We start from the raw sequence: 15144 nt of genomic DNA, 5'->3' as shown, positions 1-15144 counted from the left end.
GCCGCTCTCATCCGGCGGCACGTACGGCGGTGACCGCCTTGCGTGCCGCCACCAGGACCGGGTCCCACACGGGCGAGAACGGCGGGGCGTAGCCCAGGTCGAGCGCGGTCATCTGGTCGACGGTCATGCCCGCCGTGAGCGCCACGGCCGCGATGTCGACGCGCTTCGCGGCGCCCTCGCGGCCCACGATCTGCAGCCCGAGCAGACGGCCCGTGCGGCGCTCGGCGAGCATCTTCACCGTCATCAGGGCCGCGCCCGGGTAGTAGCCCGCGCGGCTCGTCGACTCGATGGTGGTCGTCACGTACTGCAGCCCGGCGGCCTGCGCGTCCTTCTCGCGCAGGCCGGTCCGTGCGATCTCCAGGTCGCAGACCTTGCTGACCGCCGTGCCGACGACGCCCGGGAACGTGGCGTAGCCGCCGCCCGCGTTCGAGCCGATGACCTGGCCGTGCTTGTTCGCATGGGTGCCGAGGGCGATATGGCGCTCGCTGCCCGAGACGAGGTCGAGCACCTCGACGCAGTCGCCGCCCGCCCAGATGTCGTGGTGGCCGCGCACGCGCATCGCCCGGTCGGTGAGCAGCCCGCCGTGCACGCCGACGGGCAGGCCCGCGTCACGGGCGAGCGAGGTCTCCGGACGCACGCCCATGCCCAGGATCACCACATCCGCCGGGTACTCGGAGTTCTGGGTGGCGACCGCCCGGACCCGGCCGTCCGCGCCGGTGAGGATCTTGGTGACCTCCGCGTTGTTCACCATCCGCACGCCCATCAGGCTCATCGCCTCGCCGACGAGCCGGCCCATGTCGGGGTCGAGGGTGGCCATCGGCTGGGCGCCGCGGTTGACGACCGTGACCTCGTAGCCGCGGTTCGTCATGGCCTCGGCCATTTCGACGCCGATGTAGCCCGCGCCGACCACGACGGCGCGGCGGCCCTCGGTGCGCCGCAGCGAGTCGAGGAGCGCCTGGCCGTCGTCGAGGGTCTGCACGCCGTGCACCCCGGGGGCGTCGATGCCGGGGAGCGGTGGACGGACCGGGCGGGCGCCCGTGGCGATGACCAGCTTGTCGTACGAGGTCTCGTACTCCTCGCCGCGCTCCAGGTCCCGGGCCACGACGCGCTGCCCGGCGACGTCGATCCGTACGACCTCCGTGCGCATCCGCAGGTCGATGGCGCGCTCGCGGTGCGCCTCGGGGGTGCGGGCGATCAGATCCTCGCGGTCCGCGACGTCGCCGCCCACCCAGTACGGGATACCGCAGGCGGAGTACGAGGTGAAGTGGCCGCGTTCGAAGGCGACGATCTCCAGCTCCTCCGGGCTCCTCAGCCTGCGTGCCTGCGACGCGGCGGACATGCCCGCCGCGTCGGCGCCGATGACGATCAGACGTTCGCTCATGGAGCCCACGCTACGTCGTGGTGCTGACAGTTCAGGCGGCTTCGCCGCCTGAACTGTCCCTGGGGCTTCGCCCCTTGCCCCCGATCACGCTGACCGCGCTCGCCCTCAAACGCCGGACGGGCCGGCAGTTGCTCCACGTGCCGAGTGCTCGGTTGTCGAGCGACAGGCAGTTGCCCCCACGCGCGCGTGCATCAGTCGCCGGACGTGTTGGGTGGGCCGGACGGACCGTCCGGCGCCGAAGCGGGCGGTGCGGCAGTCGGCGGGGCCGACGTCGGGCGTTCGGGGACGGCCGGCTCCGTGGCGGCCGTGGGGCGGCTCGGCAGGCGGATGCCGAGCACACGGCGGGCGAGGCGCCACAGGGCGTACAGCAGGACGAGCGCCACCGCCCACGGGGCGATCATCGCGAGAACGATGATCAGCCACCTCGCCGCGCTCACCAGCGCGTCCCAGCCGTCCGACAGGGCGTCCAGGAAGCCCTGGTCGTCGTCCTTGCCGGACTCGCCGCCCGTCTCGGTGAGATGCAGCGTGATGGTGGAAAGGCTCGTGCGGTCCTTGAGCGAGGCCTGCTGGGCCAGGAGGGACTCCAGGTCGGCCTGCCGGGTGCTCAGTTCGCCCTCCAGGACGACCACGTCACTGATCTTGGTCGCCTTGTCCATCAGCGCCCTGATCCGCGCCACGCTCGCCCGCTGCGTCTTGATCCGGCTCTCGACGTCCACCACCTGTTCGGTGACGTCCTCGGCCCGCTCGCTGCGCTCGAGCTGTTCACCGGTGCCGGCCAGGGCTTCGAGCACCGCGGCGTACTGCTCCTGCGGCACCCGCAGCACGATCCGGGAACGCTGGTGCCCCTTCCCGTCGCGGTTCGTCGTCTCACTGCCGACGAACCCGTCCGCGTCCTTCGCCGCCGTGCGCACCCCGTCGAGCGCGGAGGGCACATCCTCGACCTCGACCCGCAGGGTCGCGGTGCGGATGACGTGCTGGGCGAGCTTGAGGTTCGAGGCGGAATCCTTCGAACCCTTCTGATTGGCCGCGCCTTCGTTCGCGGCCTCCTCCGCGGCGCCGGCGGCCGCGTCGCTGCCTGCTCCGCGCCCGGCGCCCTTGGCGTCCGCGGCCTCCCGGGGCCCCTCCGCCCGCGCGGCTGAGGCGCTGTCACCACCCGAGTCGGATCCCGCGGCACACCCCGCCCCCGCCAGCGCCACACTCAGCAGCAGCGCGGCCAGTGCCGTGCCCCGCCGTCCTCTGTCGCCCCACACCGTACGCATCCCGGATCGACCCCCAAGCTCTGTCGTCTGTCGCTGCTTCGACGCCGGGTTCCGTGGAAACGTTCGGTGCCGGCAGGTTCCGAGGAGGTCACGGTCCGGCCGCGGAAGGGGCGGTTCCGGTCCTCGTGGGGCACTTCGGACCTCGTACGGCACTTCCGGACCTCGTATCGGACCTCGTACCGGGCCTCGTACGGCATCTGAGAGGCTGGGGGCATGCGCGAAACGGACCGCCGTACGGAATCTGGACACGTCGCCGTGATCGGTGGTGGAATCGCGGGCCTCACCGCCGCCCACCGGCTGCTCGACCGGGGGCTGCGGGTCACGGTCCTCGAAGCCTCCGAGCGGCTCGGCGGCAAGCTGCACGCGGGCGAGATCGAGGGCCTCCAGGTGGACCTGGGCGCCGAGTCGATGCTCGCGCGCCGCCCCGAGGCGGTGGCGCTCGCGCGCGAGGTGGGTCTCGGCGAGCGGCTGCAGGCACCTGCCACGGCGAGCGCCTCGCTGTGGAACCGGGGCGAGCTGCGACCCATGCCCAAGGGGCACGTGATGGGCGTCCCCGCGGACGCGGCCTCCCTGGCCGGGGTGCTGTCCGCGGAGGGCCTCGCGCGGATCGAGCGCGAGCGGGAACTGCCGCCCACCGAGGTCGGCGAGGACATCGCGGTCGGCGAGTACGTCGCGGCCCGCGTCGGGCGCGAGGTGGTGGACCGCCTTGTCGAGCCGCTGCTCGGCGGGGTGTACGCGGGGGACGCGTACCGGATCTCGCTGCGGATGGCCGTACCGCAGCTGTACGAGGCGGCGCGCAGCCGAGGCTCGCTGCTCGACGCGGTGCGCGCCCTGCAGGAGCGGGCCGCCGCCCGGGCGGACGACAGCCCGGTTTTCATGGGCATCGCGGGCGGCGTGGGCCAACTGCCCGCGGCTGTGGCGGAGTCGGTACGGGAGCGGGGCGGGCGGATCCTGCTCGGCACCCCCGTGAGCGGGCTGGCGAGGAAAGAGAACGGCTGGATCGTCCGTACGGGACGGGAGCCGGGACGGGGGCCGGGACGCGAATCGGTACAGGCGACGGCACAGGCGACGGCACACGCGACGGCACGGACGGCACAGGTGACAGCACCGGAGCCGCTGTACGCCGATGCCGTGGTCCTCGCGCTGCCCGCACCGCAGGCCGCCCGGCTGCTCGACCCGGTGGCCGCCTCGGCCGCCGCCGAGCTGCGGGCCGTCGAGTACGCCTCCATGGCACTGACCACGCTCGTCTACCGCCGGCAGGAGATCGAGTTGCCGGCCGGCAGCGGCTTCCTCGTCCCGCCCGTCGACGGGCACCGGATCAAGGCCGCCACCTTCGCCGGCCAGAAGTGGCGGTGGATCGCCGACCAGAACCCGGACCTGGCCGTGCTGCGCACCTCCGTCGGCCGGTACGGCGAGACCGAGCTCCTGCAGCGCGAGGACGAGGAGCTCGTCGAGATCGCCCGGCAGGATCTCAAGGCCGCCGTCGGCATCGGCGCCGCGCCCCTCGCGAGCCTCGTCACGCGCTGGGACGACGGCCTGCCCCAGTACCCCGTCGGCCACCACGCACGGGTGGCGCGGATCCGCGGCCGTCTCGCCGCGTTCCCCGGCCTCGCCGTCTGCGGCGCCGCCTACGACGGCGTCGGGATCCCGGCCGTGATCGCGAGCGCCACGGCGGCCGCGCAGGAGGTCGCGGAGGGTTCGGCCGCGCCGAAGGCGAACCCGGGCGAGAGCGTCTTCGGCGGCGCGGGACAATAGCCCCATGAGTGACGCCCCTGAGAAGATCCCGAACGCCGGCAAGAAGGCCAAGGACCTCAACGAGGTCATCCGCTACACACTGTGGTCCGTCTTCAAGCTGCGCGATGTGCTGCCCGACGACGGAACGGTCCGGGCCGGTTACGCGGACGAGGTGCAGGAGCTGTTCGACCAGCTCGCCGCCAAGGACGTGACCGTGCGCGGCACGTACGACGTCTCCGGCCTGCGCGCCGATGCCGACGTCATGATCTGGTGGCACGCCGAGACCGCCGACCAGCTGCAGGAGGCGTACAACCTCTTCCGCCGCACCGGGCTCGGCCGCGCGCTCGAGCCGGTGTGGTCGAACATGGCGCTGCACCGCCCCGCCGAGTTCAACAAGTCGCACATCCCGGCGTTCCTCGCCGACGAGACCCCGCGCAACTACGTCTCGGTCTACCCCTTCGTGCGCAGCTACGACTGGTACCTGCTGCCCGACGAGGACCGCCGCCGCATGCTCGCCGACCACGGCAAGATGGCCCGCGGCTACCCTGACGTGCGCGCCAACACGGTCGCCTCGTTCTCGCTCGGCGACTACGAGTGGCTGCTGGCCTTCGAGGCCGACGAGCTGTACCGGATCGTCGACCTGATGCGTCATCTGCGCGGCTCGGAGGCCCGTCTGCACGTGCGCGAAGAGGTTCCGTTCTTCACGGGCCGCCGCAAGTCGGTGGCCGACCTGGTGGCCGGGCTCGCCTGAGCCACGTCGGCGGACGGGTGTGGGGGCCCGGGCCCCCACACGCCTACGGCGTCGGCTTCGGTTCCTCGCGCGGTGCGCAGTCCGCGTGCACGGCGGGCAGGCGGCCGTCCAACAGATACGCGTCCAGGTGGCCGTTGAGGCACTGGTTCGGGCCGCCCGCCACCCCGTGGGTGCCGGCTCCGCGTTCGGTGACGAGGACCGAGTCCGGCAGGCGGCGGTGCAGTTCCAGGGCCCCCTCGTACGGTGTGGCCGCATCGCGTTCCGCCGCCATGATCAGTGTCGGCGGCAGCTCGCCCGGTGCGAGGCGCACGTCCACCGGCTGCTGCCGGGGCACCGGCCAGTAGGCACACGGCAGGTTCATCCAGACGTTGTCCCAGGTCTCGAACGGGGCGATCCGGGCCAGCCGGCTGTTGTCACGGTCCCAGACCTCCCAGTCGGCGGGCCAGGGTGCGTCGTTGCACTCGACCGCGGTGTACACGGCCGTACCGTTCTCCGCCTCGGCGGCCGCCTCGGGACGCCTCGCGGCCTGCTCGACCAGCGGCTGTTCGTCGCCGCGCAGATACTCCGCCAGCGCGTGGGCGCGCTGCGGCCAGTAGGCATCGTGGTACCCGGCCTTGAGATACGCGGACTGCAGCTGCGCCGTGCCGACCCTGCCGCCCGCCGGCCGCGCGGCGATCCGTGCCCGCGCCTTCTCGTAACTGCGCTGCACCGCGGCCGGGGTACGGCCGAGACCGTACGTCTCGTGATGCTTGGCGACCCAGGCGCGGAAGTCGGCCCAGCGGCGCTCGAAGGCAAGGGACTGGTCGAGGTTGTTGCGGTACCAGATCCGCTTTGGATCCGGGTTGACGGCCGAGTCGAAGACCATGCGCCGCACCCGCGAGGGGAACAGCTCCGCGTACACGGCACCGAAGTACGTGCCGTACGAGGCGCCCACGAAGTTGAGTCTCCGCTCGCCGAGCGCCGCGCGCAGGACATCGAGGTCGCGGGCGTTGTTGAGGGTGTTGTAGTGCCGCAGTGCGCGGCCCGTGTGCTTGAGGCAGCCCTGCGCGTACGCCTTGGCGCGGGCGATCCGTTCCTTCTTGTAGGTCTCGTCCGGGCGCGGCGGCAGGACCGTCGGCGCCTTCGCGAAGTCCTCGGGGCGCTGACAGGTCAGCGGCGCGGAGCGGCCCACCCCGCGTGGGGCGTAGCCGATCAGATCGTAGGCGCGGGCGATGTGCTGCCACTCGGGGAGCGAGCCCATCAGCGGGAAGTGCATGCCGGAGCCGCCCGGGCCGCCCGGGTTGAAGACGAGCGCGCCCTGCCGCTCGCTCTTCTCCCCCTGGGCCGGCACACGGCTGACGGTCAGTTCGATCTGCCGTCCCGCGGGCCGGGCGTAGTCGAGCGGGACACGGACCGTTCCGCAGGTGACCGCATCCGGGAGCTTTTCCGCCTCGGGGCAGGCGCCGAAGGTGATGCCGGCGGCTTCGGCGCGCTCCGCGGCGACCGCGACCCCGCTGCGCTCGGGCGACACCGGACCGGCCGGTGACTTCGCGGGCGCGCCGCCCGCGGGCGTGACGGACAGGGCGGTCAGGGCCAGTGAGCAGGCCAGGCCGTACAGCAGGGGCGCTCTCATCGCGCTGCGGCATCCCTTCGAGCGGGCCGAGTGGAACGAAAGGGATACTTCGGCGGTGCGCTGCGGATGTAAAGCACCGCTGTGAGGGTGTCGGTGCAATGACCCCGTTGCGCGGCTTCGTCGCGGACGGCGCTCGTCGCGCTGCTCGGACGGGCGGCCCCCCCCGCTCGTCGTGCTGCTCAGTCGTGGAGCGCGCGCATCAGTCGAAGACCGCGCGCAGGGACGGGTCCCTCAGGGCGCGCCTGCCGCGTACCGCCACCGCCGTGAGGAAGCCGCGCTCGTCGTCCGGGCGGTCGGTCTCCAGGGTGCAGAGGAGCTGCCGCCCCTCGGTCGAGGCCCAGCGGGTGTACGGGTGGACCTCGAAACGGGCTATCGCCAGGCAGCCGAGGGTGAGGAGGAGCGGGAGCAGGAACCACAGGGCGGGTGGGCCCATGCTGCCCTCGCCCTGCGGCCACATGGAGAGCGCCACGGCACCCAGGACGACGACCGCGACCGCCGCCGCCTGCACCTGCCGCACCGCGGCCTCGATTCCGCCGCGGGCGTCCTCCGGTACGGCCAGACCGGCGGCGGTGAGACGGTCGGCGAGCCTGCGCACGGGCTCGTCACCGGCCGCGCGGTGCCGGGCCGGGGCTATCGGTGACTGTCCTTCGGGGCCGATTGCGCCGAGCACCGCGCGTTCCAGATCGTTCCTGCCGTCCGGGTCGACCACGGTCGCCCAGCCCGTGTGGGCGAGGAGGAGTCGGCGCTGGCGGGCCATCGCGATCATCGCGAGGGCGGCGACCCGGTCGGGGCCGCCGGAGAGGAAGGCGGCCTCGTAGATGTTCAGTTCGGGTGCGGCAGCGGGCTCGGCGCCACCGGGTCTCTCGCCACCGGGTCTCTCGCCACCGGGTCTCTCGCTACCCGGCCTCTCGCCACCGGACCCCTCGGCGCCGGACCGCATGCCGTCGGGCGGTGCGATGCCGGGTCTCGTCGCCGGAGGGCCGTCGCTGCGGCTCGCGGCGAGGCAGAGCCTTGTGCAGGTGATGCCTGCCAAGACCCAGGCGACGAGGAGGAAGGGGACCCAGAACATGGCGGTGTTTCTATGGGACGGGGTACGCAATCCGCCATGGGGTGTTCACCATCCGGACACTCGGTGACGGAAACGTGACCCGGTACGGCTCCGCTGTGTCCCAGTATCCGTCGACTTCAGGCGGAATGCGCCACCACACCCAGGATCCGCCGCATCCAGGCCCCGCCTCCGCGAAGATCTCCCTTGCCCTCAGCCCCTGCCCAGCGCGAGCCGCACCCGACGGGCGAGGCGCGCCACCGGCCGCTGCGCCATCGGCTTCGGACCCACCCGGTCCAGCCACCAGTCGGTCAACTCCCGCCGCGCCCCGCGTTCCTCGGGCCGCCCGTTCGCGAGCAGATGCTCGGCGAAGTCGAGGGCGTCATGGCGGTAGCCGTCCGTCATGGGCCGCAGCCGTGCGTACGCGATGAAGTCCGCCCGGTACGCATCGCCGAGGATCACCGGCAGTTCGGGGGCCACCTTCGCCACCACGTCCGCGCGCTTGGCGGTCAGGGCCCGGCTCTGCACCGCGAGCCGCCGCCGGTCGAAGCCCTCGGGCGCCGGCGTCCCCGCGACCAGCGCCGACAGCAGCGACGTCTGCGCGAGGGCGAGCCGGTCGCGGGCCGCCTCGGTGGACTCGCCGGTCGGCGCGGCCGGAGCCGCGGGCGCGGCGGCGGGTGGCTCGGCCGGATGGTGGGCCGCGACGGTCTCCCGGATGGCGGCGAGCTCGCGCTCCAGCTCGGCGGGCTCCGGGAAGTGCTCGTCGCGCTCCAGGAGTACGCCGGGCGGGCTGACGCGCGAGGCGAGTTCGGCCAGGATGCCGAGGACCTGCGGCGGTACCGGGTGGGCGTGGCTGTCGTGCCAGACGCCGTCGCGTTCGAAGCCGCCGGCGACATGCACGTAGGCGATGGCCTCGACCGGCAGCTGTGCGAGCGCCTGCGCCGGGTCCTCGCCGCGGTTGACGTGGTTGGTGTGCAGATTCGCCACGTCGATGAGCAGCCGTACACCCGTGCGCTCCACCAGCTCGGTCAGGAACTGCCCCTCCGTCAACTCCTCGCCGGGCCAGGCCACGAGCGCGGCGATGTTCTCCACGGCGAGCGGCACGGGCAGGGCGTCCTGCGCGATGCGGATGTTCTCGCAGAGCACGTCGAGCGCGTCGTATGTGCGCGGCACCGGCAGCAGATGCCCCGCCTCCAGCGGCGTGGACGCGGTCCGCCTGCCCCCGGCCCGTACGAAGGCGATGTGCTCGCTGACCAGCGGCGCGCCCAGGGCCTCGGCGCGCTCCGCGAGGGCGGCCAGCCTGCTCGCGTCCGGGCGCTCGGCGCCGCCGAGACCGAGGGATACCCCGTGCGGGATCACGGTGATGCCGCGTTCGCGCAGCTTCAGGAGCGGATCGGGGAGGTGGCCGGGGCAGATGTTCTCCGCCACGACCTCCACCCAGTCGATCCTGCTCGCGGCGGGCAGGGTGGACATGCGGTCCACCGCCCCGGCGATCTCCGGGCGCCAGCCGATCCCCGTACCCAGTGTCGGAGTGCCCTGTGTCGGAGTGCCTTGTGTCGGAGTGCCCCGTGCCGGAAGTGTCGTCATGTCTGTCGTCCCCCTCGCTGCCGCGCCGGCCTGCCTCCTCGGCCGGGTACGCGGCACAACGCTGTGCGTGCAGAGGTGATGGCCCCGGCGCGCGAGGGTGAATCCACCCGGAGGGACGTTCAGAGGTTGATTTGAGGTTTCGGCGAGCAGGCGCCCGATTTCGACCGGTCAGTCCTCCGGCTCGGGACGCGAAGTGCTGATGTCGGACGGTCCCGGCGCGGAGGGGCGGGATGTGAAGGACAGGTCGCCGTCCGACGGCGAGGCGGGCGGGGCCGGGGGCACCGGGTTCGAGGCCGCCGGCGGGCCGGTGGGGCTCGCGGTGAGCTTGCCCGCCGCCTCGTCGGCGATGCCGTCGAAGTCGACGCGTCCGGTGCGCTCCAGCATCACGATGTGGTCGAGCACCGTCTGGTTGGCGTCCGTGGCGAGCTGCCGTACGAGGGTGTTGCGGGTCGTGTGCCGGACCTCGGCGATGAGCGAGAAGACCTTGCCGTGCGAATTGCGCAGCAGGTTCGCGAACTTGCGTTCGTACTCCAGGCCGCGGGCGGCGCTCAGTTCGTTCAGCCAGCCCTGCTGCTGGGCGGTGGGCTGGTTGGGCAGCTCGATGTTGAGCTTCGCGGCGATGGAACGGGCCCGGCGGTCGAGGTCCGCATGACCGACCACCAGGTGGTCACCTGCCTCCCGGAACGCCCGGGTGGGCGCGCGTTCCATGGCCTGCTGGCCCGCGGGCAGCTCCCACAGCCCGGCGAGGCGCACCTTGACGACGAAGTCACGGTCGGTGGCGGTCAACGGCCCCCACTGTGTGGAGACCGTACCTGCGTCGACGTTCGCCTGCCCCGTGCCCGAGCGGTCGGCGTACGACCAGATGGGAAAGGACAGCGCGCCGAGCGTCGCGACCAGCGCCGCGACGATGAGGGCGGTTCCGTTGACGCGTCGCAGCAAAGGTGCCTCCCGGGGTGGTGCGGACTTCCGCACGAACCAACCGCCAACCGACCGGTCGTACAACCTGCTTGGCGTTATTGGGAGATACGCATGGCCGAGGTGTTGTGTTCAGAGTGACTGTGGCGGTTCTTGGCCGTCAGGAGACCGGTGAGGCGAGGGTGGCGGGGGAGGGGGGGCAGGCCGCCGCCTATCGCCGTAGCGCCGGGTGGTCGGCGACGACCGTGCACGATCCGGGGGCGATCTCCGTGAAGCCCGCGTCCCTGACCACCGGAAGACCGCTGCTCGTCAGGGCGGCCCACTGTTCGCTCGGCGCCGTGCGGACCGCCAGCGGGAAGCCCGCCTCGCGCCACTGCGTGCGCTCGGCCTCGTCCAGCTCCCACCAGGCGAGCTGTGCGCCGTGCCCGGCCTGCGCCATCGCCTTGCCCGCCGACATGTCGACATCGGGACTCATCCACAGCACGGCCGCGCCGGGATCGGGCTGCGCGGGCGGCTCCGGGTCGTCCAGCTCCGTCCCCGAGACCTGGAGCTTGGCCAGCTCCTTCGGCCAGCCGTCGAGGGGCACGGGCGGGAAGACCCGCACCTCGGCCGACTTGCCCGTGACCGTGAGCCCGGGCAGCGCGGAGGCCTTGCGCCATTCCGCGCCGCGCGCCCGGCGCACCACCTTGCGGATCCGGGCGTCCTGCCAGTCGCGCATCGCCTCCGCCCACTCGCCCTCGCCGAGCGACCGCGGATCACTGAGCATCACGAGCACCGCGCGGGCCGCCGTCTCCAGTGCGTCGGTGCGCGCCGGGGGAGCGGTCTTCTCCAGGTGGACGACGAGGGGGAGGGCGAACTGCGGGGCCTCGTCACGGAGGGTGTTCTCGTGCCGGAACGGACTGTCGGGCGCGGCACCGGGGGCGGGATTCTCACTGCTCACCCGCCCCAGTCTGCCAGGACGGCACCGGATGCCTCCCCTCCGGTCAGCGGGACGCACCGCCCACGGACTCCCGCATCAGCTCCGAGACCCGTACGAAGCGGTACCCGCGCTCGCGCAGCTCCGGGACGATCTTCCGTACCGCCTCGACCGTCGCGGGCGCCGCGCTGCGCGTGCAGTGCATGACCACCACCGATCCGGGCCGCACGCCACCGAGCACGTCCCGTGTCACGGCATCGGCGTCCGTGGCGAAGGCGTCCCCGCTCACCACGTCCCACTGCACGGCGGTCACGCCGGTGGCCGCGATCGCCTTCAGCGCCGCCTTGTCGTAACAGCCGCCGGGGAAGCGGAAGTACGGCACGGCTTCCCGCACCCCCGCCTTCGCCAAGGCCGTGAAGGCCTTCTCGACATCCGCGCGCATCTTCTCGGGCGCGATCGTCGGCAGGCCGTAGCAGTCCTCGGTGAAGGCGTGGTGGCTGTACGAGTGGTTGGCCACCTCGAAGAGCGGGTCCGCGTCGATCGCTTTCGCCTGCGCCGGGTACTCCTCGGCCCAGCGGCCCGTCATGAACACCGTCGCGGGCACCTTCAGCCGCTGCAGGGCCCGGATCAGCTCCGGATTGTCGAAGCGCTCCCCGCGGGCGGCGCGCGGCCCCTGATCGGCCGTCATGTCGGCGTCGAAGGTCAGCGCGACGGTCTTCTCGCCGCGCTCCCCGCGCTTGCCACGCTCGCCGTTCTCGAACACGGGCGTGAGGCCCTGCGGGCCGGGCGCGAGCGTCGGCGGACGCGGGGCGGCAGCCTTCGGCGAGTGCGCGGGCTCGGCGGGCGCGGCGGCCGGCGGGGCGGCGGGGGAGGTGCCGCAGCCGGTGAGTGCGGCCGCGAGGGTGGTGGCGAGTGCGGTGGCGAGCAAGGAGCAGGTGGTGGCGGGGCGAATGCGCGGGGCGAGGGTGAGGGCGCGGGCGCTGCGGGGGCTGTGCGGGCTCATGCGCGGACGCTAACCCGGCAAATCGGATAAACGGCTCATTTACGGGTTCTTGTCGGGGTGATGGATCGTGCCCGCCGCCCCGGAACGCGGGAGGCGGACGGGAATATGACCCGCCTGTGTGCATCACGCAGATGGCTGCGCGGGAACCACGCCCGCGGCGAGGACCCGGGTGTCGCCCGAGCGGCCTCAGGTGCCCTCTCAGGCCCCTTCCACCAGCCGCTGCCCGTCCCGTGCGAGGGCCGTGAGCCGCGAAATCGCCCGGAAGTACTTCTTCCGGTAGCCGCCGCGCAGCATCTCCTCGCCGAAGAGCCCGTCGAACGGCACCCCGGAGGCCACCACCGGCACCTCACGGTCGTAGAGCCGGTCCGCGAGCACCACGAGGCGCAGCGCCGTCGACTGGTCGGGCACGGCCTCGACCCCGTTCAGGCACACGGCCGCGAGGTCGTCGGTGAGCGCCCCGTACCGGCTCGGGTGCACCTTCGCGAGATGGTCGAGCAGATGCGGGAAGTCGTCCAGGCTGGACCCCGGTGTCGCGTACGCCGTCTTCGCGACCTGCTCGTCGTCGAACGGCGGCGGTGCCTCGGGCAGCCCGCGGTGCCGGTAGTCCTCGCCGTCGATCCGCAGCGCCTTGAAGTGCGCGGACAGGCCCTGGATCTCCCGCAGGAAGTCGGCCGCCGCGAAGCGGCCCTCACCGAGCTTGCCCGGCAGCGTGTTCGAGGTCGCGGCGAGCGCCACGCCCGCGTCCACCAGCTTGCCGAGCAGCGTCGAGACGAGCACGGTGTCACCCGGATCGTCCAGCTCGAACTCGTCGATGCACAGCAGCCGGTGCCCGCTCAGCGTCGCCACCGTCTGCTGGAAGCCGAGCGCACCCACCAGATTCGTCAGCTCGACGAACGTGCCGAAGGCCTTCAGCGAGGGCTCCGCGGGGGTGGCGTGCCACAGGGAGGCCAGCAGATGCGTCTTGCCGACCCCGTACCCGCCGTCGAGATACACCCCGCGCGGCCCCGCCGGGACCTGCGCCTTCTTCTGGAACCAGCGCCGCTTGCCCGACCCGCTCGCGTGCGCCCCGCCGAGCGTCCCCGCGAAGCTGCTCAGGACCTGCACGGCCTGCGCCTGCGAGGGTTGCGAGGCATCCGGTACGTAGGTCTCGAAGCGCGCCTTCTGGAAACGCGGCGGCGGCACCATCTCGGCGACGAGCCGCTCGGCCGGAACCTGTGGCTCGCGCGCGCAGAGGGACAGGGGGGCCGGGTCCGCTATCGGACGGGAACCGGGCGCGGTGGAGTAGGCGGAGGAGTCAGGAGAAGGCGACACAGGGCCTCACTCTACGGGGCGTGCCAGACTGCGGGACATGCGCAGCCTGTTCCCTGTGACCGAAGAAACAGCCGCTCAGAGCGGTGCCGTGGCGGCCGAGGCCGGTGAGGCGGCCGGTTCCGGTACCGCCCCCGGCCCCGTGAGCGCCCCCCGCCCCGCCGATGACCGGGAGTGGAGCCTCGACGAGCTCGCCGACCGGTACGCGTACCCGGCGGGCCCCGGCCCCTGGCTGCGCGCCAACATGGTGTCCACACTGGACGGAGCGGCCCAGCACGACGGTCGCTCCCAGCCCATCTCCTGCCCCGCCGACATGCGGATCTTCGGCACCCTGCGCGGGCTCGCCGACGCCGTTCTCGTCGGTGCGGAAACGGTACGCCTGGAGGGGTACCGGCCCGCCCGCGCCCGCGAGGCCTTCGCCGCGCGCAGGGCCGCGGCCGGGCAGGGGCCGGCCCCCGCGATCGCCGTCGTGAGCGGCAGCCTCGACCTGGACTTCTCGCTGCCCCTGTTCACCGATCCGGTGGTGCCGACCCTGGTCGTCACGGGCTCACAGGCCCCGGCCGACCGGGTCCGGCAGGCCGAGAAGGCGGGCGCCCGGATCGTCCGCGCGGGTGAGGGCCGCCGGGTGGATCCGGCGGCGGCCGTACGGGCGCTCGCCGATCTCGGCCTCACCCGGCTGCTCAGCGAGGGCGGCCCACGGCTGCTCGGCCAGCTGATCGCGGCCGGCGTCCTGGACGAGCTGTGCCTGACGGTTTCGCCCATGCTTGCGGCGGGTGACGCCCAGCGGGTCGCCTCAGGGCCGTCCGTGCGGGTTCCCGAGCGGCTCGGGCTCGCATCGCTGCTGGAAGAGGACGGGTTCCTGTTCTGCCGCTACCGTCGTAGCTGACAAACAACGGAATGTACCGTTCCGTTTACTCTCCGCTGGGCACACTAAGACACGCAGACCCCGTGCCGAGACGGGGAAGGATGGTTTCCGCAGCGGCCGTAAGGCCCTGTGGTCACGAGGTTCCACAGGAGCCGAGAGGGCTCCGGAGGAGAAGGGCGCCGGACGTGTTCACGAGCGTATTGATGATCGAGAAGGCCTTGTCGGCCATCGACGTGGAGTTCGTCACGACCCTGCACGGAGACGACAGCGTCTCCTTCGTCGTCCTCATGCAGCCGAGAGGCGACCAGGACCGGCTGCTGCGCGCCGTGGACGACGTGGCCCTGGGCGAACTCGACCAGGCCGTCCGCGAGGGCGAGGAACCCGAGGGCAGTGAGGCCATGGGACCCGCACAGCAGGCACTCGACCACTCACTGAAGGCGCTGCGGGAGGCGGGGTGCGAGGCGGTCGGACATCTGGTCGAGGACCACCCCCTCGACGTGCTCTCCAAGATCACCGAGGAGACCGACGCGGACGAGGTCATCGTCCTGACGGCCCCCCACTACGTGGAGGAGTTCTTCCACCGCGACTGGGCTTCGAGGGCCCGCCACAAGGTGGGCGTCCCCGTCCTGAAGCTCTACGCGCACAGCGAGTAGCCGGACGTCTGGGCGCGGCCGGGCGGCCGACGGCCGGGCGGTGGCCGGACCCCGGCCCGGCCACTGCCCACGTCACCCCGTGGAGCGCATAGGCTTGGCCCCGCCCCAAGCCCGG

The 15144-nt window shown here is 72.7% G+C and carries 13 protein-coding genes; 4 read left to right on the top strand and 9 right to left on the bottom strand.

Annotation, left to right across the window (positions count from 1 at the left end; translation table 11 throughout):
• Positions 1–7: 7 nt before the first annotated feature.
• Positions 8–1381 carry an FAD-dependent oxidoreductase gene (locus ACLF6P_RS07490; RefSeq protein ID WP_415949045.1) on the bottom strand — a complete coding sequence of 458 codons (1374 nt, stop codon included), beginning with the start codon at positions 1379–1381 and terminating at the stop codon, positions 8–10.
• A 191-nt stretch (positions 1382–1572) separates the two neighbouring features.
• A complete protein-coding gene (locus ACLF6P_RS07485; protein ID WP_415949044.1) occupies positions 1573–2640 on the bottom strand; it encodes a DUF4349 domain-containing protein in 1068 nt (355 codons plus the stop codon).
• Positions 2641–2853: 213 nt separating this feature from the next.
• Here ACLF6P_RS07485 and hemG point away from each other — a divergent pair, with 213 nt between their 5' ends.
• The gene (gene hemG, locus ACLF6P_RS07480) at positions 2854–4395 is read left to right on the top strand and encodes a protoporphyrinogen oxidase (RefSeq protein ID WP_415949043.1); all 1542 of its coding nucleotides are present in this window, start codon (positions 2854–2856) and stop codon (positions 4393–4395) included.
• A gap of 4 nt (positions 4396–4399) precedes the next feature.
• Positions 4400–5125, top strand: coding sequence for a hydrogen peroxide-dependent heme synthase (gene hemQ / locus ACLF6P_RS07475; protein WP_415949042.1), 726 nt, complete (start codon positions 4400–4402; stop codon positions 5123–5125).
• 43 nt (positions 5126–5168) lie between these two features.
• Here the strand turns inward: hemQ and ACLF6P_RS07470 are convergent, their stop codons facing one another.
• The 7 genes from ACLF6P_RS07470 to zapE form a co-directional block, all read right to left on the bottom strand.
• Positions 5169–6737, bottom strand: coding sequence for an alpha/beta hydrolase (locus ACLF6P_RS07470; RefSeq protein WP_415949041.1), 1569 nt, complete (start codon positions 6735–6737; stop codon positions 5169–5171).
• 199 nt (positions 6738–6936) lie between these two features.
• Positions 6937–7806 (bottom strand): TIGR04222 domain-containing membrane protein, encoded by an 870-nt coding sequence (locus ACLF6P_RS07465; RefSeq protein WP_415949040.1) that lies wholly within the window; start codon positions 7804–7806, stop codon positions 6937–6939.
• A 189-nt stretch (positions 7807–7995) separates the two neighbouring features.
• Entirely contained in the window at positions 7996–9255 is a 1260-nt protein-coding gene (locus ACLF6P_RS07460) for an MbnB/TglH/ChrH family RiPP precursor modification enzyme (RefSeq protein ID WP_415949039.1), read from the bottom strand.
• A gap of 282 nt (positions 9256–9537) precedes the next feature.
• Positions 9538–10305 carry a DUF4142 domain-containing protein gene (locus ACLF6P_RS07455; RefSeq protein WP_415949154.1) on the bottom strand — a complete coding sequence of 256 codons (768 nt, stop codon included), beginning with the start codon at positions 10303–10305 and terminating at the stop codon, positions 9538–9540.
• Positions 10306–10495: 190 nt separating this feature from the next.
• The gene (locus ACLF6P_RS07450) at positions 10496–11224 is read right to left on the bottom strand and encodes an aminoacyl-tRNA hydrolase (protein ID WP_415949038.1); all 729 of its coding nucleotides are present in this window, start codon (positions 11222–11224) and stop codon (positions 10496–10498) included.
• Between the two features lie 43 nt (positions 11225–11267).
• On the bottom strand, positions 11268–12203 hold the full coding sequence (locus ACLF6P_RS07445; protein WP_415949037.1) for a polysaccharide deacetylase family protein: 936 nt from the start codon (positions 12201–12203) through the stop codon (positions 11268–11270).
• A 198-nt stretch (positions 12204–12401) separates the two neighbouring features.
• Positions 12402–13460: a cell division protein ZapE gene (gene zapE, locus ACLF6P_RS07440; protein ID WP_415949153.1), complete on the bottom strand. Its 1059-nt coding sequence runs from the start codon at positions 13458–13460 to the stop codon at positions 12402–12404.
• Between the two features lie 91 nt (positions 13461–13551).
• Here zapE and ACLF6P_RS07435 point away from each other — a divergent pair, with 91 nt between their 5' ends.
• Both ACLF6P_RS07435 and ACLF6P_RS07430 read left to right on the top strand, forming a co-directional pair.
• Positions 13552–14397 (top strand): pyrimidine reductase family protein, encoded by an 846-nt coding sequence (locus ACLF6P_RS07435; protein WP_415949036.1) that lies wholly within the window; start codon positions 13552–13554, stop codon positions 14395–14397.
• A 164-nt stretch (positions 14398–14561) separates the two neighbouring features.
• Positions 14562–15029 carry an indole-3-glycerol phosphate synthase gene (locus tag ACLF6P_RS07430; protein ID WP_415949035.1) on the top strand — a complete coding sequence of 156 codons (468 nt, stop codon included), beginning with the start codon at positions 14562–14564 and terminating at the stop codon, positions 15027–15029.
• Positions 15030–15144 lie beyond the last annotated feature (115 nt).

It is taken from the genome of Streptomyces lothianensis, assembly GCF_047779955.1.
Lineage (GTDB): Bacteria > Actinomycetota > Actinomycetes > Streptomycetales > Streptomycetaceae > Streptomyces.
Note: the sequence above shows the minus strand (reverse complement) of the source record. Positions and strands in the feature narration are given on the sequence as shown.

Coding starts and splice junctions, on each gene's coding strand:
- ACLF6P_RS07460 (WP_415949039.1), bottom strand. CDS start 9,255: ATGTCCACCCTGCCCGCCGCGAGCAGGATCGACTGGGTGGAGGTCGTG.
- ACLF6P_RS07470 (WP_415949041.1), bottom strand. CDS start 6,737: ATGAGAGCGCCCCTGCTGTACGGCCTGGCCTGCTCACTGGCCCTGACC.
- ACLF6P_RS07490 (WP_415949045.1), bottom strand. CDS start 1,381: ATGAGCGAACGTCTGATCGTCATCGGCGCCGACGCGGCGGGCATGTCC.
- ACLF6P_RS07465 (WP_415949040.1), bottom strand. CDS start 7,806: ATGTTCTGGGTCCCCTTCCTCCTCGTCGCCTGGGTCTTGGCAGGCATC.
- hemG (WP_415949043.1), top strand. CDS start 2,854: ATGCGCGAAACGGACCGCCGTACGGAATCTGGACACGTCGCCGTGATC.
- ACLF6P_RS07485 (WP_415949044.1), bottom strand. CDS start 2,640: ATGCGTACGGTGTGGGGCGACAGAGGACGGCGGGGCACGGCACTGGCC.
- hemQ (WP_415949042.1), top strand. CDS start 4,400: ATGAGTGACGCCCCTGAGAAGATCCCGAACGCCGGCAAGAAGGCCAAG.
- ACLF6P_RS07435 (WP_415949036.1), top strand. CDS start 13,552: ATGCGCAGCCTGTTCCCTGTGACCGAAGAAACAGCCGCTCAGAGCGGT.
- ACLF6P_RS07445 (WP_415949037.1), bottom strand. CDS start 12,203: ATGAGCCCGCACAGCCCCCGCAGCGCCCGCGCCCTCACCCTCGCCCCG.